Origin of the sequence: Mesorhizobium sp. INR15, from assembly GCF_015500075.1 — a bacterium.
Classification (GTDB): domain Bacteria; phylum Pseudomonadota; class Alphaproteobacteria; order Rhizobiales; family Rhizobiaceae; genus Mesorhizobium.
Genome location: NZ_CP045496.1, coordinates 6587484 through 6606558 on the forward strand (window position 1 = coordinate 6587484; position 19075 = coordinate 6606558).

General features: G+C 61.1%; 17 protein-coding genes, 1 tRNA gene and 1 riboswitch. Of the genes, 9 read left to right on the forward strand and 9 right to left on the reverse strand.

Features of this window, described 5'->3' with window-relative positions; all coding sequences use genetic code 11:
- Window positions 1–2: 2 nt before the first annotated feature.
- On the forward strand, window positions 3–1484 hold the full coding sequence (locus tag GA829_RS31945) for a hypothetical protein (RefSeq protein ID WP_195176498.1): 1482 nt from the start codon (window positions 3–5) through the stop codon (window positions 1482–1484).
- A gap of 105 nt (window positions 1485–1589) precedes the next feature.
- Here the strand turns inward: GA829_RS31945 and GA829_RS31950 are convergent, their stop codons facing one another.
- Genes GA829_RS31950 through GA829_RS31965 form a run of 4 tightly spaced genes read right to left on the reverse strand, consistent with a single transcriptional unit; the run spans window position 1590 to window position 5300 of the window.
- A complete protein-coding gene (locus tag GA829_RS31950) occupies window positions 1590–2492 on the reverse strand; it encodes an ABC transporter permease (protein WP_195176499.1) in 903 nt (300 codons plus the stop codon).
- 3 nt (window positions 2493–2495) lie between these two features.
- On the reverse strand, window positions 2496–3320 hold the full coding sequence (locus GA829_RS31955; RefSeq protein WP_374940374.1) for an ABC transporter ATP-binding protein: 825 nt from the start codon (window positions 3318–3320) through the stop codon (window positions 2496–2498).
- Window positions 3317–4288 (reverse strand): ABC transporter substrate-binding protein, encoded by a 972-nt coding sequence (locus tag GA829_RS31960; RefSeq protein ID WP_195176500.1) that lies wholly within the window; start codon window positions 4286–4288, stop codon window positions 3317–3319. The genes GA829_RS31955 and GA829_RS31960 overlap by 4 nt, the downstream gene beginning before the upstream one ends.
- A gap of 31 nt (window positions 4289–4319) precedes the next feature.
- On the reverse strand, window positions 4320–5300 hold the full coding sequence (locus GA829_RS31965) for a dipeptidase (RefSeq protein WP_195176501.1): 981 nt from the start codon (window positions 5298–5300) through the stop codon (window positions 4320–4322).
- Between the two features lie 308 nt (window positions 5301–5608).
- Here GA829_RS31965 and GA829_RS31970 point away from each other — a divergent pair.
- Window positions 5609–5682, forward strand: a tRNA-Gly gene (locus tag GA829_RS31970).
- 88 nt (window positions 5683–5770) lie between these two features.
- On the opposite strand, the gene GA829_RS31975 is transcribed toward GA829_RS31970, so the two are convergent.
- Window positions 5771–6760 (reverse strand): LysR family transcriptional regulator, encoded by a 990-nt coding sequence (locus GA829_RS31975; protein ID WP_195176502.1) that lies wholly within the window; start codon window positions 6758–6760, stop codon window positions 5771–5773.
- Between the two features lie 310 nt (window positions 6761–7070).
- Here GA829_RS31975 and chvE point away from each other — a divergent pair, with 310 nt between their 5' ends.
- From chvE to GA829_RS32000, 5 genes are all read left to right on the forward strand, one after another.
- Entirely contained in the window at window positions 7071–8141 is a 1071-nt protein-coding gene (gene chvE / locus GA829_RS31980) for a multiple monosaccharide ABC transporter substrate-binding protein (protein WP_195176503.1), read from the forward strand.
- 91 nt (window positions 8142–8232) lie between these two features.
- The gene (gene mmsA, locus GA829_RS31985; RefSeq protein WP_195179896.1) at window positions 8233–9765 is read left to right on the forward strand and encodes a multiple monosaccharide ABC transporter ATP-binding protein; all 1533 of its coding nucleotides are present in this window, start codon (window positions 8233–8235) and stop codon (window positions 9763–9765) included.
- Entirely contained in the window at window positions 9762–11048 is a 1287-nt protein-coding gene (gene mmsB, locus GA829_RS31990) for a multiple monosaccharide ABC transporter permease (protein ID WP_195176504.1), read from the forward strand. Before mmsA ends, mmsB begins: the two co-directional genes overlap by 4 nt.
- A gap of 201 nt (window positions 11049–11249) precedes the next feature.
- Window positions 11250–12242: an AraD1 family protein gene (gene araD1, locus GA829_RS31995; RefSeq protein WP_195176505.1), complete on the forward strand. Its 993-nt coding sequence runs from the start codon at window positions 11250–11252 to the stop codon at window positions 12240–12242.
- A gap of 29 nt (window positions 12243–12271) precedes the next feature.
- Window positions 12272–12724: a hypothetical protein gene (locus tag GA829_RS32000; RefSeq protein WP_195176506.1), complete on the forward strand. Its 453-nt coding sequence runs from the start codon at window positions 12272–12274 to the stop codon at window positions 12722–12724.
- A 19-nt stretch (window positions 12725–12743) separates the two neighbouring features.
- Here GA829_RS32000 and GA829_RS32005 read toward each other — a convergent pair whose 3' ends face one another.
- The gene (locus GA829_RS32005) at window positions 12744–13511 is read right to left on the reverse strand and encodes an ABC transporter substrate-binding protein (protein WP_195176507.1); all 768 of its coding nucleotides are present in this window, start codon (window positions 13509–13511) and stop codon (window positions 12744–12746) included.
- Between the two features lie 103 nt (window positions 13512–13614).
- Complete coding sequence (locus GA829_RS32010) at window positions 13615–14709, reverse strand: 2'-deoxycytidine 5'-triphosphate deaminase (RefSeq protein WP_195176508.1); 1095 nt, start codon at window positions 14707–14709, stop codon at window positions 13615–13617.
- Between the two features lie 118 nt (window positions 14710–14827).
- Window positions 14828–14905, forward strand: a riboswitch (SAM riboswitch).
- Between the two features lie 57 nt (window positions 14906–14962).
- Between GA829_RS32010 and GA829_RS32015 the strand changes: the two genes are divergently transcribed.
- Window positions 14963–16150 (forward strand): O-succinylhomoserine sulfhydrylase, encoded by a 1188-nt coding sequence (locus GA829_RS32015; protein ID WP_195176509.1) that lies wholly within the window; start codon window positions 14963–14965, stop codon window positions 16148–16150.
- 5 nt (window positions 16151–16155) lie between these two features.
- Here GA829_RS32015 and GA829_RS32020 read toward each other — a convergent pair whose 3' ends face one another.
- Window positions 16156–17307 carry a ceramide glucosyltransferase gene (locus tag GA829_RS32020; protein WP_195176510.1) on the reverse strand — a complete coding sequence of 384 codons (1152 nt, stop codon included), beginning with the start codon at window positions 17305–17307 and terminating at the stop codon, window positions 16156–16158.
- A 219-nt stretch (window positions 17308–17526) separates the two neighbouring features.
- Here GA829_RS32020 and apaG point away from each other — a divergent pair, with 219 nt between their 5' ends.
- Window positions 17527–17919 (forward strand): Co2+/Mg2+ efflux protein ApaG, encoded by a 393-nt coding sequence (apaG, locus tag GA829_RS32025; RefSeq protein WP_195176511.1) that lies wholly within the window; start codon window positions 17527–17529, stop codon window positions 17917–17919.
- Between the two features lie 61 nt (window positions 17920–17980).
- Here the strand turns inward: apaG and GA829_RS32030 are convergent, their stop codons facing one another.
- Complete coding sequence (locus GA829_RS32030) at window positions 17981–19015, reverse strand: Hsp33 family molecular chaperone (RefSeq protein ID WP_195176512.1); 1035 nt, start codon at window positions 19013–19015, stop codon at window positions 17981–17983.
- Between the last annotated feature and the right edge of the window lie 60 nt (window positions 19016–19075).

Here is a 19075-nt window from a genome sequence, read left to right on the forward strand (position 1 = left end):
ATATGAGCACGGCAGCCGCGAACACCGTGCCATGGGAAGACGCCCGGCGGGTCAGGCTCATGTTATGCCTGTTCGTGACTCTTATCACCGCCGTGATGCTCACAGCCTTGGCCCGACAGACCTTGCAGGACCCTGATAGTTGGTGGCACGTGAGGGTGGGGCTGGACTTCCTGGCAAACCGGACGTTCCCAACTGTCGACACCTATTCCTATACCTTTGCCGGCCATCCATGGATTGCCAAGGAGTGGCTGGGACAGGTGCTGATGGCGCTGGCCTATCGTGCAGGAGGCTGGAACGGCGTGGTCGCGCTGATAATCGCGTCCTTGTCATTGACCGTGTTTCTGATGGCTTGGTTTTTTAGCGACTGGTTGAAGCCGACATTGGCAATCGGGTTGGCCTTCGTCGTGGCGGTGTTGATCAGCCCGATCTATACGGCGCGCCCCCATATCTTCACCTTGCCCATTATCGTCGTCTGGACGGCTTGGCTGTTTCGCGCGGCGCGGGAAGAGCAGGCACCATCCCTGTGGCTATTTCCGCTGCTTGTGTTGTGGGCAAATCTCCATGCCACATTCACCCTGGCCTACATCATCGCAGCTTTCGCCGGTCTGGATTTCCTGACGCGCACCGGCGTCTCGAAGCCCGGGCTTCTGGTAAAGTGGATCGCATTCGGGCTGCTCTGCCCAGTGGTCAGCCTGCTTCATCCCTACGGCCTTCAGGCCATCCTGGCCACCCTCACCGTGGCTTACGGCAATGAAGCGGTGCCTTTGATCACGGAATGGCGCCCGTTCAATGCGCAAGAGCACGTCCTCCAGGAGGTGGCGCTGCTAATGTTCCTTTTTGGCTTGCTGGTCTCGCGGCTGCAAGTTGGCTGGGTCAAGGCCCTTTTTATCATCTTCACCATGCATATGTTTTTAACGCATATGCGCTTCATCTATCTGTTCTTCCTGCTGGTTCCGGTCGTGCTTGCTGTCGAGGTAGGACAACAGTATCCGTCGCTTTCTTCGGCGACATGGATGGCCGAAAAGCGGGACCGAGTGGAGCAGTTTTTCGCAAGGAGGTTCTACCCGATCTGCGGCGTGATCGCCGTAGTGCTGATCGCGGCGGTCACGGTGCTCGGCAACGCATACCAAGTCGAGCCACGCCAGGACACGTCCGCGAAAGACGCGCTCGCATTCGCTGAAAGCCATCACCTGTCAGGCAATGTGCTCAATTCCTACAATTTCGGCGGAACGCTGATTTTCCACGGCATCAAGACCTACATCGACGGACGCACGGACCAGCTGTTTCTGAGCGGGTTTACGAAATCCGACGATGACATGGGCACCAGCGCTGGAAAGCCGTTGCTCGAAGCTCAGCTCAAGAAATACGCGATAAGCTGGGCGCTCCTGTCGGCGAAAGACGACCGCATTCCCTTCTTCAATGATCTGGGCTGGAAGCGGGCCTATTCGGACGAGTATGCCGTGATCTACGTGCCCGGCGTGTGATTTTGCTACGCCTGCAAGTGCCGCTGGGCGATTGCCCAACGTCTGATGCAAGGCACCGGCGGGAGCTGGTCACCTCGACCAGCACAGGCAGTCATTGGCTTCGCGTCAGACCCGCATGGCCTCTCGCCCGGTACCACGTGACCGAAATGCCGGTAGCCCAAGCGTAATCAGCACGAAGATTGCTGTCGCCAGCTTCAGGTCGCTCGGATGCAAACCGAGGGAGAGGCCGAAGGAGACCAGTTGGTAGTAGACGAAGGCGCCGAGAACCGGCGCCAGCAATTGCTTCGTAACCGTGTCCTTGCCCAGTATCGTCTCGCCGATGACCAGCGAGGCAAGGCCATTGATCAATATGCCGAGCCCCATGCCGATATCGACATAGCCCTGCAACTGTACGATGAGCGCGCCTCCCAAGGCCGTGAGGCTGTTGGCAATGGCCAGTCCGGCGATGGTGAACGCCCATAGGTTGATACCCAGCGACGGCGCCAGATCCGGATTGACGCCGACAACCCGCAGCGCCGCGCCGGCTTCGGTCGCCAGGAACAATCGCAACGCAAGAAGCACGACGGCGATCAGGCCGCCGAAGCAGGCGATCTGCAGCCAGACCGATGTCAGGATCGCCGGGTTGATGATCGAAAAGATGCTGTCGATATTGAACATCGCGGCGTTGGATTTGCCGAGAATACGCAGATTGATGCTGTAGAGGCCGGTGAACACCAATATGCCCGCCAGGAGCGAGTTGATGCGCAGCTTCAGATGCACCAATGCCGTGGTCGCGCCCGCGAGACCGCCCGCCGCCATGGCAATCAACGTTGCCGGCACGGGATGGACGCCAGCCAGCAGCAGCGCGGCGCACAGGCAGCCGCCGAGCGGGAAGGAACCTTCGCTGGTCAGATCAGGAAAACCGAGCAGCCGGAACGGCATCATGATGCCCAGCACCAGCAGTGAGTAGATCAGGCTCTGGGAAAAGGTGACGGGGACGAGATTGATGTAGGCATTCAGGATGTCCATGGGTCAGCTCGCCAAAAGCATACGGTCATTGTCCAGCTTGAACTTCTCGACGAGGTCACCGGTCGTCAGCCGCGACTTCTCCGCGCCGGAGATATCGAGCTTGACCCGGCCCGCGTCCATCATGATCAGCCGGTTTCCGATCTCGATCGCCTGCCGCATGTTGTGGGTCACCATCAGCGCCGTCAGGCCGCGCGTGTTCACCGCCGCAAGGGTGGCGTTCATCACCAGTTCGGCGGTGCGCGGGTCAAGCGCGGCGGTGTGCTCGTCGAGAAGCAGAAGTTGCGGATCCGATATCACCGACATGATGAGAGACAGCGCCTGGCGCTGGCCGCCCGAGAGCAAGGCGACTGACGTGGTCAGGCGTGTCTCCAACCCGAGGCCGAGTGGCTCCAGCATGGCTTTGTAGCGCACGCGGCGCGCCGCCGACAGGTTGGGGGCGAAACCGTGGATCTTGCCGCGCCGCTCGGCCAAGGCGAGGTTCTCCTCGATGGTCATGGCGGCGGCGGTGCCGAGCAACGGGTCCTGGAAGACACGGGTGATGGAACCGGCGCGCTTGTGCGGCGCCAGCCCGGTGATGTCACGGCCATTTAATGCGATCGTGCCTCGGTCGAGAATGATCATGCCAGCGATGGCATTGAGAAGCGTCGATTTTCCCGCGCCATTGCTGCCGATGACAACAACGAAATCGCCAGCGGCCAAACTCAGATCAAGTCCATCCAGCGCCGGGCGTGCCTCGGGCATGCGCGGGTTGAAGGTTTTGCCAATGCCACGGCATTCGAGAAGAGGCGCGGCGGCCCGCGCGCTCCGGTTGCTGGCTTCCGTGCTCATTTGATGATCCAGGGGCTGTCCTTCAGCGCCTCCGGGACGGAGAGGCCCACGGCAGCAAGGCCCTTGGGGCTGACCAGGGAATCGAAATCTTCCGGCTGTGGTACATAAGTTGCGATGTTGGCCAGCTTCTCGCCCTTCAGAATGCGATCGGCGATGTTGGCCGCTTGTTCGCCGTTCTTGGAGTAGCTGATGGCATGGAAGCCGGCGAGCTGGTCCTTCAGCTCCTCCGAATAGATCGAGTTGAAGAGCGGCAATTTGATGCGCTGCGCAACTTGCGCCACCACCGGCACAGCGGTCTGCACGATATTCGACTGAATGAGGAAAATCGCGTCGACCTTGCCCGAAAAGCTTTGCACGCGCTGCGGCAGGTCATTGGCATTGTCGACCGGCACCGCGACGATTTCGAGACCAGCCTTGGCGGCTGCCTTGTTGATCAGGTTGATGTTGGTGGTGTCGTTGTCCTCGCCCGGGTTGAACAGCGTGCCGACACGCTTAACGCCCGGCATAACCTGTTTGAGAAAGGCCAGCGAGGCGTCGAAGTCAGGTAGCATCGAGGCGCCGGCATGGTTTTCGGAACCATGCTGCCAGTCCGGCACAATGCCGGCAACGACAGGGTCGACGACCGCACCGAAAACGACCGGAATGGATTTGTTGGTGATGCCGCGAACGGTCGCCTGAGTGACACCGGTGGTGATCGAAAAGATCAGCGCCGGATTCTTGGCTTCGGTCTGCTGCATCAATTGTGGGATCAGCGAGCGATCGAAATTCACATGTTGATAATCGTAGACCACGTCCTTGCCGTCGACATAACCAAGCGCGGTCATTCGCGCCTTGAAGCCGTCCACGGTTGCCTGCAATGCCGGGTGGTCGCCGAAATTCGCGATCGCGATGAGTTTCGGCGCGGCGTGCGCGACAATTGTTGTAGCCATGAGCGCTGCCAGCGCGATCAGTGTCTTTCCAATTTTCATTTCGTTCCCCCTTAGATGTCAGTGGTTTCTGTCAGATCCAGTTTTCCGCGGCGACCCGCAGGAAATTCTCCCCAAGCACGCCCTTGATGGCGGCCTCGCCATAGCCGAGCCCGATCATGCCCTGAACGAGGTCTGGCAGAAGTTCGGGTTTCAGATCGGCCCATGGCGGGCGGGGATAGCCCCGTTGCGCCATCATCGGTCCCGCATCGTAGAGCTTGGTCATGAAATCCTGATAGAAAACCACATCGAGACCGAGCCCGACGTGGTTTGGGCCAGCCATCTGCACGATGTGGTCGATGTGGCGCAGCAGGCCCGCCACATCGGCGCTGTTGTCATCGTTGACGAAAGCGCCGATCGAATTGATGCCGATAACGCCGCCCCGTTTCGCCGCCGCGAGAATCTGCTCGTCGGTGATGTTGCGTTCGTGGTTTTTTATCGCCCTTGCATTGGAGTGCGAGAACACGACCGGCTTTTCCGAGAATTCGATGATGTCGAGAGATGTTCGTATTCCGGCATGGCTTGCATCGACCATCATCCCGGCACGGTTCATTTCCTTGACAAAAGCCCGCCCGAGCAGCGACAGGCCGGCATTCTCCGGCTCATGACAGCCGTCACCCAGCGGATTGCGCGTGTTGTAGGCCAGGATCATCCAGCGGATGCCGAGCTTGTAGTAGAGACTGACAAGCGCTGGATCATACCCAAGCGGTCCGGCGCCCTGAAAATGAAAGCCGATCGCCACTTTGCCATCGGCCTTGGCCTTGCGGATATCGGCCACGGTCTCGATCATGCGGTAGGTATCCGGCCGGTTCTCGAACCAGCGGCGCTGCTGCGCAAAATGTCTGAGCGTCGGCTCCGGCCGATCCCAATCGGCACCGATAGTCAGCGACAGGAATGAAAAGCCGGCGTCGCCGAAACGCGCCAGCATGGCCGGGCCTTCATCAAGGCATTCCGGCGTCCAGCCCACCGCACTTTCCCAGACAACGCTTTCGCGAATGATCGCCGATGAGGTCATGACTTTGTCAACAATTGAAATGGGAGGAAGCAATGGAGATTTACGCAAAGACTGAGCATTTCGCCGTGTTCTCGGTCATCAATGGGCATGCATTATTTTAAGCCTAAAAGAAGATAAGTGCATGATGACCCCGCCCTTGGCAAGAGCCAGTGGCAAAGACCGCAACGGTCTTTCAACAGCTTGCGGCAAGCCGGCATGTCCAACGCCCGCGCGGCGGTCCTTGTGCCTGGCATTTGATTTTGCAGCGCCAGTCAGATCCCCGTTTTGCGATTGCCCGAGGGACGATCGCCATGGTAACGAGAGCACGCGCGGGTATGATGTAATGGTAGCTTGTCAGCTTCCCAAGCTGAACGCGAGGGTTCGATTCCCTCTACCCGCTCCAGCTTGCCCTACAAGGCATTGAGGCTGGTTGGCACGCTGCCGACTTCGGCGGTTTTACGTCGTCCATTCCGCCCAAATCAGATGACGCATCATCCCACTTCCCGCAGGATGAAATCGTGCAGCATCTTGGCTGCTGGCGAGAGCACGCGGTTCTTCACCGTAATCAGGCTGTAGGGCCGGACCTCGATGTCGAATTCGGTTTGAACCACATCGATGGCGCCGGCCAGGCCCTCGGGGTTCTGGATGAATTTCGCCACCTGGATCGACACCGGCGCGATAGCGTCGGACTGCGCGACCATGACCAGCGTGAGCAGCAGCGAACTGGTGTTGAGGATGCGGTCGGGCAGCGTGATGTTGCGGTTGAGGAAATTGCTTTCCATGGCCTGGCGCAGCGGCGAGCCGCCCGACTGGAAGACCCAGTCATAGGCAGCGGTGTCCTCCAGCCGCACCACTCCGCCTTTGCTGAGAGGATGGCCACGCCGCACGATCAGGCAAGCCTTCTCGACACCAATGACGCGCGATTCAAACAGGCGCGGGTTGAGATCGTCGGGGATGCGGGCAATGATGAAATCATGGCGCGTGGAAATCAGCTCGCGCGCCAGCACATTCGACGTTTCGACCTGCATGGTGATCTCGATGCGTGGGTATATGCGCCTGATTTCGCGGATCGCCGGCACCGCCAGCTCGATCGCCGGCGCGGTCACCGCGCCGAGGAATACCGAGCCGCCCTTGCCCGACTTGAGTTCCGATATCTCGCGGTCGACTTCTCGCATTTCGAGCAGAATTGAACGTGCGCGCCTGGCCAGTGCCTTGCCGTAGGGCGTCAGCGTGATGCCGCGCGGCAGCCTTTCGCACAGCTGCACGTCGAGCACCGCTTCCATCTCGCCGATCATGCGCGAGGCTGCCGGCTGCGAAATGTTCATGACCTGGGCGGCGGCACTGACCCGGCCATGGTCGTCGAGCGCGACGATCATGCGCATGTGGCGCAGGCTGAGGCCACTGCGCAGCAAGGTTTCACCATCGCCAGGCATTCCGCCGTAACCTGATGAAACTCCACCCGTATTCCGCAATGCCGCCATGGATTTCCTCCCGCGCCGCTTCCTGGTCGCCATCAATGCCGCCAGCCGATCTGACACCTAATATATACCAGCTTCGGTATAGCAACCATCAAAGATCGCATTTGACAGTTATGGCAAAGAGCCACAACCTTCGCGCGTTCCGAGACGTGGTAATCGTTGGCGACAAAAATCGTATCGATTTAAATCAACGTTTCGGGACCATGGGAGGATACCGGAGATCGATATGACGGCAGTGGTGCCTTGGCGCTTCTGCACGATTGCGCGGCCCGCGACCCCCGGGGTGCCGCGTCCATCAACCAGGGAGAGTTATGTGAAAATCATCAAGACACTGGCCGCAGTCGCGGCGCTTGGCATCGCTGCCATGACCTACTCGGCGCACGCAGCCGACAAGGGTCTTGTCGGCGTGCTGATGCCCACCAAGACCTCGCAGCGCTGGATCAATGACGGCGACGCCGTCAAGTCCCAGCTCGAGGCTCTGGGCTACACGGTCGACCTGCAATACGCGCAGGATGACATCCCGAACCAGCTCAGCCAGCTGGAAAACGAAATCACCAAAGGCCCGAAGGCGCTGATCATCGCTTCGATCGACGGCACTACCTTGTCGGACGCGCTGCAGAAGGCCGCTGACGCGGGCGTCGTCGTCGTCGCCTATGACCGCCTGATCAAGAAGACCAAGAATGTCGACTACTACACAACGTTCGACAATTTCGGCGTCGGCGTGATCCAGGCGAATTCCCTGGTCAAGGGCCTCAAGGAACGTTTCCCGAGCACCAAGCCGTGGAACGTCGAACTGTTCGGCGGCTCGCCCGACGACAACAACGCTTTCTTCTTCTACAACGGTGCGATTTCCGTGCTGCAGCCGCTGATCGATGACGGCTCGATCAAGATCAAGTCTGGCCAGACCGGCATGGACAAGGTCGGCACGCTGCGCTGGCTCGCCGCCACCGCCCAGGCGCGCATGGACAACCTGCTCTCCGCCAACTACTCGGACGGCAGCCGCGTCGATGGCGTCCTGTCGCCTTATGACGGCCTGTCGCGCGGCATCACCGCCTCGCTGCGCGCTGTCGGCTACGGCACCGACGCTCAGCCTTGGCCGATCGTGACCGGTCAGGACGCCGAGACCGCCTCGGTCAAGCTGATCATCACGGGCGAGCAGTACTCGACCGTGTTCAAGGACACCCGCGACCTCGCCAAGGCTACTGTCCAGTTGGTCGACAAGGTGCTCTCGGGCGGCAAGCCTGATGGCCTCGATGTCAAGACCTACAACAACGACGTCAAGGTCGTCCCCTCGATCCTGCTGACGCCGCATGAAGTCGACAAGTCGAACTACCAGGCGCTGGTCGTCGACTCCGGCTACATCAAGGCCGGTGATCTGAAATAGTCTCGGTTACAGGGGTCCTGCGCAACGCAGGGCCCCTTTCCGTTCACAAGCGACCCCGGTATTGTTTCTACCGGCCTCGGAGGAGCTTGCCCTGATGACGACGATTTTGGAGATGCGCGACATCACCAAGACGTTCCCCGGCGTGAAGGCGCTGTCGAACGTCAATCTCAGCGTCGAGGAAGGCGAGATCCATGCCGTGGTCGGCGAAAACGGCGCCGGCAAATCGACGCTGATGAAGGTGCTGTCAGGCGTCTATCCCTCGGGCACCTATGACGGCCAGATCATCTTTCAAGGCCAGGAATGCCAATTCAAGGGCATCCATGACAGCGAACACAAGGGCATCGTCATCATCCACCAGGAGCTTGCGCTGGTGCCGATGCTGTCGATCGCCGAAAACATCTTCCTCGGGAACGAACGCGCCAAATTCGGCGTCATCGACTGGGACGCCAACGAGGCACGCACCAGCGCGCTGCTCAAGAAGGTCGGCCTCAAGGAAGACCCCAAGACGCTGATCACCAATATCGGGGTTGGCAAGCAGCAACTGGTCGAGATCGCCAAGGCACTGAGCAAGGACGTCAAGCTTTTGATCCTCGACGAGCCGACGGCGTCGCTCAGCGAGAAAGACAGCCAGGCGCTGCTGGACCTCCTGCTCGAATTCAAGCGGCAAGGCATGACCTCGATCCTGATCTCGCACAAGCTGAACGAGATCAACCGGGTGGCCGACAAGGTGACCGTCATCCGCGACGGCCGTACCATCGAGACGCTGGCCAAGAAGGACATCTCGGAAGATCGCATCATCACATCGATGGTCGGACGCTCGCTCGACGACCGCTATCCGTCGCGTGAGCCTGACATCGGCGAGGTCGTGTTCGAAGTGAAGAACTGGTCGGTCTATCACCCGCTCCACATCGAGCGGCAGGTGATCAAGGGCATCGACATCAACGTACGCAAGGGCGAAGTGGTCGGCATTGCCGGGCTGATGGGCGCCGGCCGCACCGAATTCGCCATGAGCCTGTTCGGCCGCTCCTATGGCCGCCGCATCACCGGCGAGGTGCTGCTCAAGGGAAAGCCGGTCGATGTCTCCTCGGTGAGCAAAGCGGTTCAACACGGCATTGCCTACGTGACCGAGGACCGCAAGACCTATGGCCTCAACCTCATCGACCATATCAAGCACAACATCACGTTGGCCAATCTCGGCGGCGTGTCGCGCCACAGCGTGATCGACGACATGCGCGAACTCGCCGTTGCCAATGACTATCGCAAGAAGACCAACATCCGCGCTTCCAGCGTCTATCAGATGACTGGCAATCTCTCCGGCGGCAACCAGCAGAAGGTGGTGCTGTCGAAATGGCTGTTCGCCGACCCCGAAGTGCTGATCCTCGACGAGCCGACGCGCGGCATTGATGTCGGCGCCAAGTATGAAATCTATACGATCATCGCGCGTCTCGCCGCCGAAGGTAAGGCGATCGTGGTCATCTCGTCGGAAATGCCAGAGCTGCTCGGCATCACCGACCGCATCTACGTCATGAATGAAGGGCGCATCGTGGGCGAAATGCCCGCGGCGGACGCGAGCCAGGAAAAAATAATGCGCGCCATCGTTCGGGGAGAAGGAAAAGCAGCATGAGCACCGAAAGCGCCCCCGCCCCGCAGGGCAATGTCGTCGAAGAACAGCGTCCACGCATCGCCGTCTCGGCGCTGACGACGAACTTGCGCGAATACGGTCTGATTATCGCGCTGATCGTCATCATGCTGTTCTTCCAGTTCACCACGTCCGGAACGCTGTTCAAGCCGGTCAACCTCAGCAATCTGGTGCAGCAGAATTCCTTCATCATCGTGATGGCGCTGGGCATGCTGCTGGTGATCGTATCGGGCTATATCGACCTCAGCGTCGGGTCTGTCGCCGGTTTCATCGGCGCGCTGGCGGCGAACATGATGGTCATCTGGCAGCTCGGACCGCTCAGCAATCCGCTGGTGGTTTCGATCGTGTGCCTGGTCGTCGGCGGCCTGATCGGCGCGGCGCAAGGCTACTGGATCGCCTATCACCGAATACCAAGCTTCATCGTGACGCTGGCGGGCATGCTGATCTTCCGTGGCATCTGCCAGGCACTGCTGGGTGGCGGATCCTCGGTGGGACCGCTTCCGGACGGCTTCAAGGCGCTCAGTTCCGGCTTTATCCCAGATGTGATCGGCCCGCTGACGCTGATCCCGCCAACGGTGAACGCGGCTGGCAAGACCATTCTGGGCAGCGGCCTGACACTGCACATGACGACGGTCGTACTCGGCCTGATCGCCGTGCTCTCCTATGCCTATTTCGGGCTCCGCACCCGGCGCAAGCGCGAGCGCCATGGCTATGAAGCCGAGCCCTTCACCCTGTTCGTTATCAAGACGCTGGTTGCCAGCGCGCTGGCGCTGTTCCTGGTCTATGAGTTCGCCAGCTACAGGGGCCTGCCGGTGGTGCTGCTGGTCATGGGCGTGCTGATCTCACTGTTCGTGTTCGTCACCAAGCGCATGACCATCGGCCGCCGCATCTATGCGATGGGCGGCAATCCCAAGGCGGCGCAACTGTCGGGCATCAACACCGAGCGGCTGACGCTGATGGTGTTCATCAACATGGGCGTGTTGTCTGCGCTCGGCGGCCTGATCATCGCGGCGCGCCTCGGCCAGGCCGTGCCGGCGGCGGGTCTCGGCTCGGAGCTTGACGTCATCGCCGCCGTCTTCATCGGTGGCGCATCGGCGATGGGCGGCGTCGGCCAGGTCATCGGCGCGGTCGTCGGCGGCTTCATCATGGGCGTGATGAACAACGGCATGTCGATCATGGGCGTCAATGTCGACTGGCAGCAGGTGGTCAAGGGCCTGGTGCTGCTCGGCGCCGTGATCTTCGACGTTTACAACAAGAACAAGGCCTAGCAGGCCGGCGAGGCAACAAGGAAGACATACGGGTCCAGATCGCGATGACGCCGGCTCGCGCCGGCGTCAAGAAGTCCCCGAGGGAGCCCGCGAGCGCAATCCGGACGAGAAATTTTATCCGTGGCGCGGACGAGGTCCGGGCCGCGCTGGTTGAGGTTTGCCATGAGGCAACCGGGCCAGGCAATTGAGAGAGGGTACATCATGCTGATCTCCCAGATCCTCGACGACGCCGAGACCATTCGCGTCGTTGCCCGCAACGGCGGCAAGACACGCATTATCAACGGCGCCCGCAGTGTCTATTCGCTGGCGATGGAGGCCGCGCGCACGGGTGTCGGCCTCATCGCTCTCATCGATCGCAAAGGGCTCGGCGAGGCGGTTGATCTCGACGCCGCTTACAAGAAGGGTCGGCTGCTGTCGCCGATCAACCATCCCGACCCGGCGCATCTTCATCTCACCGGCACCGGCCTGACGCATCTCGGCTCCGCCGCGACGCGCGATTCCATGCACAAGAAGCTCAGCACCGACGGCGAGGAACAACTCACCGATTCCATGAAGATGTTCCGCATGGGCCTGGAAGGCGGCAAGCCGGCAAAAGGCCAGATCGGCGTGCAGCCGGAATGGTTCTACAAGGGCAACGGCACGATGGCGGTGGCGCCGGGTGCGCCGCTTGTGTCGCCCGCTTTTGCCAAGGACGCCGGTGAAGAGCCCGAGGTTGCCGGCATCTATGTCATCGGCGACGACGGCGCGCCCTTCCGCGTCGGCTTCACACTGTCAAACGAGTTCTCCGACCATGTCACCGAGCGTGTGAATTATCTGTTCCTTGCCCATTCCAAGCTCCGCAACGCCTCCTTTGGACCGGAGATCCTGATCGGCGACCTGCCGTCGGATATCAGGGGCGCCTCGCGCATTGTCCGCGCCAACGAGGTGCTGTGGGAAAAGCCGTTCCTGTCGGGCGAGGCGAACATGTCGCACACCATCTCCAACCTCGAACATCACCATTTCAAATATTCAGCCTTCCGCCAGCCGGGTGATGTGCATGTGCATATGTTCGGTACGGCCACCCTCTCCTTCGCCGACGGCATCAAGACAGAAGCCGGCGATGTGTTCGAGATCGAAGCTGGGGATTTTGGCCTGCCGCTGCGCAATCCGCTTGAGATCGAGAAGCCGGTGAAGGTATCAGTGAAGGCATTGTAAGTAAGCGCCACAAGTTGGATGGCGAGGAAATGAACAAGATAAAGTTTTGCATCGCATTCGCAGGCCTAGCTCTGTTCCTCGCTCAGCCGTCATCCATCGCCTATGGCGCTGGTCAATGCAGCGAAAAATCCTACCGCGAAGCCCGGTCGGCTATGACAAGCCGGCTTCTGGCAACCGGCTATTCGAAAGCACAAGTGGGTTTTCTGATGCGCAATGCGGATCGTATGACATCCGCCCTCCGCGGCGATAAGCTGAACGACAGTGGCCAACGTTGCGGCATCGACTCGGCTCGAGCCCATGTCCTCGGCTGTCTCGACAAGCAGCTTTTCCCTTTGCGGTCAGGTTCAAGCGCCTCGCTCAATGAGGAAAAGCAGACCCGAGGATTTTGGGGCAGGAAGCGCCTATCTGTGCGCGAGCTGCTCTTTATCGGGCAGTTTCATGGTTGCCTGGGCGCCGCGAAAGAGTATCTGTTTCGCGGCTGACCCAAGCGAATAGCCAGCCTCAATAAATATCGAAGTCGAAATATTTTGCCTGGATCTTCTTGTAGGTGCCGTCGGCCACGATCGCGTCGATCGCCGCGTTGAGCTTGTCGCGCAAGGCGGTGTCTTCCAGGCGCACGGCGATGCCGGCCTGTGTTTCGGTGCCCTTGACGTCGCCGATCATCTTGCAGCAATCGCCGCTCGACTTCTTCATCCAGTCGACCAGCACGAACTTGTCTGAGATCACCGCATCAAGCCGGCCATTGGTCAGGTCGGTGATCGCCTCTTCCTGGGTTGGATAGAGCTTCGCTTCGGCGCCGGCCTTGCCATAGACGTCCTGGGCATAGGTGGCCTGGGTGGTCGAGGCCTGGGCGCCCACCGTCTTGCCGGCCATTGCCGCCGGTTCGGTCGAGGTGAGATCGCTGTCCTTCAGGGCGACGACCGAAAGCGGCGTCGTGTAATATTTGTTTGTAAACAAGACCTGTTTCTTGCGCTCCTCGGTGATGCTCATCGAGGCAATAATGGCATCGAACTTCTTGGCCTGCAGCGCGGGAATGATGCCGTCCCAATCCTGGGTGACGATCTCGCACTCGACTTTCATCTGGGCACACAGCGCATTGGTGATGTCGATGTCGAAGCCCTCGACCTTGCCGTCGGGAGTGATTGTGTTGAACGGAGGGTAGGCCCCCTCGGTGCCAATCTTGATTTTATCCGCCGCCTGGGCCGAACTGGCACCGAGCACCAACATGGCGGCTGTTGCCGCTGACGCGATCCATCTCGAAATCCGCATTTTCCTGCTTCCCCTTGAGCGCTGTCATTCTGACAGTCGGCAAGGGCAGCCAATCATGACGCGTTGGCGCAGGCAAGCCTGTTGCCAGACAGTGGTGGAAACTTCAGCGCGCGGCGCGGAAATGCTTGGACAGTTTCAGGCCCTGCGCCTGGTAGTTGGAGCCGAGATCGGTGCCATAAAGTGCCTGCGGCCGCTTCAGCATGTGCTCGTAGACCAGCCGGCCGACGATCTGGCCGTGGTCGAGGATAAACGGCACTTCGTGGCTGCGCACTTCCAGCACCGCCCGGCTGCCGGTGCCGCCGGCCGCCGAATGGCCGAAGCCCGGATCGAAGAAGCCGGCATAGTGGACGCGGAATTCGCCGACGAGCGGGTCGAAAGGCGTCATTTCGGCCGCATAGAGCGGCGGCACGTGCACCGCTTCCTGGCTGACCAGGATGTAGAATTCGTCGGGATCAAGCACCAGTTCGCCAGCGCCGCTCTTGTGGATCGGTTCCCAGAAGTCGACGACATTTTGGGCGGCGCGCTTGTCGACATCGACCAAGCCGGTGTGGTGCTTGCCGCGATAGCCGACCAGCCCATCCTGGTCGCCGTTGAGGTCGATCGACAGCGCGATGCCACCACCGGAAATGTTCGGCGGTTCGGTGGCGACCAGCATCTCGGCGCGGTGCAATTCATGCAATTCGGCTTCCGAGAGCAGTGCATTGCCGGTACGGAAGCGGATCTGCGACAGGCGTGAGCCGGTGCGCACGACGATCGGGAATGTGCGCGGGCTGACTTCCAGATAGAGCGGGCCGTTGTAGCCGGCGGCGATCTTATCGAACTCGTGGCCGCGATCGGTCATCACGCGGGTGAAGATATCGAGCCGCCCGGTCGAACTTTTCGGATTGGCCGAGGCCGAGACGTCCGCCGGCAATGCCAGGCTCTCAAGCAATGGCACGATGTAGACGCAGCCGGTTTCCAGCACCGCGCCTTCGGCCAGATCGATCTCGTGCAGCTTCAGCCGATCGAGTTTCTCGCTGACCTTGTGATTGGGACCGGGCAGGAAAGAGGCCCGCACCCGCCAGGCCTTGCCGCCGAGCCTGAGATCGAGGCTGGCCGGCTGTATCTGGTCGGCATCAAGCGCGCGCTGTGATTTCAGCGCGCCGGACTGGAACAGCGCCGCGATGTCCTGATCGGGAAGAATGCCTGTCTGCCGCAAAGCTGGCTCGCTCCAAGACGGGTCTCTTTTTTCGCAGGCAGGCTTTTGCGGAGCCTGCGTGGTACAAAGCTCTTAATGAAGCCGGCAATTGACGCAAGCGTGGCGCGGGTCTAAAGGGTCGTTATCCCGTGGTGATTTGGCCGGTCGGCTTGCAGCCACGTTAAACAAGTCGCTAAAGGACCGTCGGGCCGCAAGGCCATATGGACCGGTTGCGACTTTCGCGGCCGGTTTTTTTGTGTCTGGAACAAAAGCGATGAGCACCAAGAAGCATAACTGGAAGCCTCAGACCGCACTCGTGCATGCCGGGACATTGCGTTCCGGCTTCGGCGAGACCTCCGAGGCGATCTATCTCACCCAGGGCTATGTCTACGAGACCGCGCAGGCTGCGGAAGCCCGTTTCAAGGGCGAAGAGCCCGGTTTCATCTATTCACGCTACGCCAACCCCACAGTCGACATGTTCGAGAAGCGCATGTGCGCGCTGGAAGGCGCCGAGGATGCTCGTGCGACGGCGTCGGGCATGGCGGCGGTGACCGCCGCCCTTCTGTGCAGCGCCAAGGCTGGCGATCATATCGTGGCGGCACGCGCGCTGTTCGGTTCCTGCCGCTGGGTGGTCGAGACGCTGGCGCCGAAATACGGCATCGAGGCGACGCTGGTCGACGGAACCGACATCGCCAACTGGGAGAAGGCGGTCAAGCCGAACACAAAGCTGTTCTTCCTGGAAAGCCCGACCAATCCCACGCTGGAAGTGGTCGACATATCAGCCGTCGCCTCGCTGGCCAATTCGATCGGTGCACGCCTGATCGTCGACAATGTCTTCGCCACGCCCTTGCAGCAGAAGCCACTGCAGCTTGGCGCGCATATCGTCGTCTATTCGGCGACCAAACACATTGACGGCCAGGGCCGCTGTCTCGGCGGCGTCATCCTGTCCGACAAGAAGTGGATCGACGAGAACCTGCACGACTATTTCCGCCACACCGGCCCCAGCCTGTCGCCGTTCAACGCCTGGACGTTGCTGAAGGGCCTCGAGACGCTGCCTTTGCGCGTGCGCCAGCAGACGGAAAGCGCCGGCAAGATCGCCGATTTCCTCGCCGAACGTCCGGAAATTGCCCGCGTCATCTACCCCGGCCGCGCTGACCATCCGCAGGCAGCGATCGTCAAGAAGCAGATGTCGGGCGGCTCGACGCTGATCTGCATGGACGTCAAAGGCGGCAAGCAGGCCGCCTTCGCCCTCCAGAACGCGCTCGACATCGTGCTGATCTCGAACAATCTCGGCGATTCCAAGAGCCTGATCACTCATCCGGCGACAACGACGCACAAGAACCTGAGCGATGAGGCGCGTGCGGAGCTTGGGATTGGACCGGGGACACTCCGGCTGTCCGTCGGCCTCGAAGACACCGACGACCTGCTCGAGGACATCGCACAGGCGCTGAAGGCCAGGTAAGGCCTTCACGCCCTCGATGGCGTCTCGTCCAGCTCCGCCGCTTTGGTGCGGATGATCATCTCGTTGCCGCGCCAATCGACGGCACCGCCGAGCCAGCCGCGCACCCATATCGCGGGCAGGATCAGGTCGCGCGCCATCATCGCCGGGATCGTGCGTGGCGACAGGTGCCAGCCTTTGGCCAAGGCAAGGACCCACTCGGGAAGATAGGTCGCCACCAGCACGGCTATAACGGTCAATCGCAGGCTGAAGCCGGCGTTTGCAGCCGCGATCAGCGCAAGAACCAGCGGCACCGCCGCGCCGATCAGGATCTCCGGTGTGAAAAACAACGGGAAAGTGACGCGGCGCAGGCGCGACCACCGCGCCTGCCGCGACCAGACCTGGTCAAGTGTGCGGCGGCCAAGCGGTTGCTCGAAAGGCGCGGCAACGAGATTGACGCGCAGGCCAAGCCCGTCAACCAGCTTGGTGGCGGCGGCATCCTCGGCGCTCTCGGCGGCCAGGGCGCGGATGCCGCCATTGGCGTCCAGCAGCGGCTTGTTCAACAACATGCTCTTGCCCTGGGCGAAGCCAAGGCCAAGCGCATCGCCGGCATATTGCCAGCGCGCCTGCAGCGTGTTGAGGAAGGCGCACTCGACCTCGGCCCAGAATCCGTCAGGCCGCGAGCCTATTGGTGTCGAGCAGACCAGGCCGGTGTCGTGCCGCCAGGCCGACATCAGGTGCTGGACATAGTCCCCCGGCATCAACACGTTGGAATCGGCGATGATGACCCAGTCGTGGCGTGCCGCCTCCCAGCCCTTGATGCAATTGTTGAGCTTGGGATTGGCGCTGACCCGGTCTTCGCCGATGAGGAGCCGGGCATGCACGACGGGAAAGCGCGCAATCGCCGAGCGGATCAGCCTGACCACGGGATCGTCGGCATTGGCGACACAGAAGATGAGCTCGTAATCCGGCCAGTCGAGCGAGAAGGCCCGCTCGAGCGTCTCCTGCGTGAAAGGCTCGACCCCGCGCGCCGGCACGATGATCGACACAGGCAGCGGGTTGTCGGCAGGCGGAGGAACATGGCTTCTACGCCTCAGCTTCGACGAGGCGAGGAGAATGCTGGCGATATTTGAGGCAACAAGCGCGGCCGAAAGCGAGCCAGCTATGAGAGCGAGTTCCATGGAGATCTGGCACTCCAGAAAAGACACGGCCCGAAAGGTGACCGTTTTCGACAGAGCGCTGAGTCGCCCGCCCACCGCACACCATCATTATCATGTGTCACTTAAATGACATTCTTTGCCGGCACCTGCCTTGCGGGTCAGGCGTGACAAGACGCGCCCACCGTTGACCTGCTCTCACGGAGCGCCGACAGTTCAGCCTGAAATGTTTTGGAGCAGCTTATGTACAGCGCCGTCACGCGCAACATCGAAGTGCAGGTTCGGCCGTTCTACCTGGAGGATCGTTCCGACCCCTCCGAGAACCGCTATGTCTGGGGTTATCAGATAACCATCGACAACCAGTCGGACGAGTTCGTGCAATTGTTGTCGCGCTATTGGCACATTACGGATGGCACCGGCCGGGTCGAAGAGGTGCGCGGCGCCGGCGTTGTCGGCGATCAGCCCGAACTCAATCCAGGCGACAGCTATCAATACACATCCGGCTGTCCGCTTTCGACGCCGTCCGGCATCATGGTCGGGCACTACACGATGCGCACCAAGCGGGGCGAGACATTCGACATCGCCATTCCCGCGTTTTCACTCGACCTGCCGGGCACCCGGCGGACGGTGAACTGACTTTTCGATTTCTCTGAAGTTCGCCCCTCGCCGCCTGGCTTAGCGATGAGGGACCAGGTTCCTACTGGGCCGAGCCGAATTCCGCCGGGTCGAAGTCATACTGCTTCGAGCAGAATTCGCAGGCGACATGGATGCCGCCATCCTCGGTGCTGTCCTTGATCTCCTGCGCCGAGAAACCCTCGAGGATGCCACGGATCTTGTCTTGCGAGCAGGAGCACTCGTCGGCAACCGGGACGCCGCCAAAGACGCGCACGCCATGCTCATGGAACAGACGGTAGAGCAACCGTTCGGCGCCGATCGTCGGGTCGATCAGTTCGGTCGGTTCGATAGTGCCGAGCAAGGCCAGCAATTCCTGCCAGGAATTGTCGATCGGATCCGAGATGTCCTCGCGCGGATCGCCGTCGCCGCCCGGCAGATCCGGAACGCGCATGCGCTCAGGCGATTGCGGCAGGAACTGCGCCAGGATGCCACCGGCGCGCCATTGCTGGCGGGCACCGCCGACACCAGGCGTCAACAGCTTGGCCACCGAGAGCCTGAGATCTGTCGGGATCTGCTCTGACTGACGGAAATAGGTGCGCGCGGCCTCTTCCAGGGTTTCGCCGTCAAGCTGGACGATGCCCTGGTAACGCTGCGTGTGTGCGCCCTGGTCGATGGTCAGCGCCAGCACGCCACTGCCGAGCAGCGTCTGCGGCGAGCTCTCGCCGGCCGCGACCAAGGCCTCTAGCCGGTCGGCGTCAAAGCGCGCATAGGCCCGCAATGCCGAGGGCGTGGAAAAATCCGCCACCAGCATGTCAACCGGCCCATCGGTGCGGGTCTGCAGGATGAACTTTCCTTCGAATTTGAGCGAGGTGCCGAGCAGCACCGTCAGCACACAGGCTTCCGCCAGCAGGCGAGCGACCGGCTCCGGATAGTCGTGACGGCTGAGGATGGCGTCGAGCATCGGCCCAAGCTGGACCGTGCGGCCGCGCACATCGAGCGGGCCGACCTCGAAAGGCACGACGTGATCGTCGCCGGCGTAGCCGAATTCGCCGAGTTTAGGGTGCTGTTCAGACACTTGATGAGTTTCCAACATGACAAAGCTCCGGGGCGCGGCCATGCCGCCCTCCGGGGCGCATGCGTCCAAACGCGCTCAATTTGCGTGATGCGCCGCAAATAG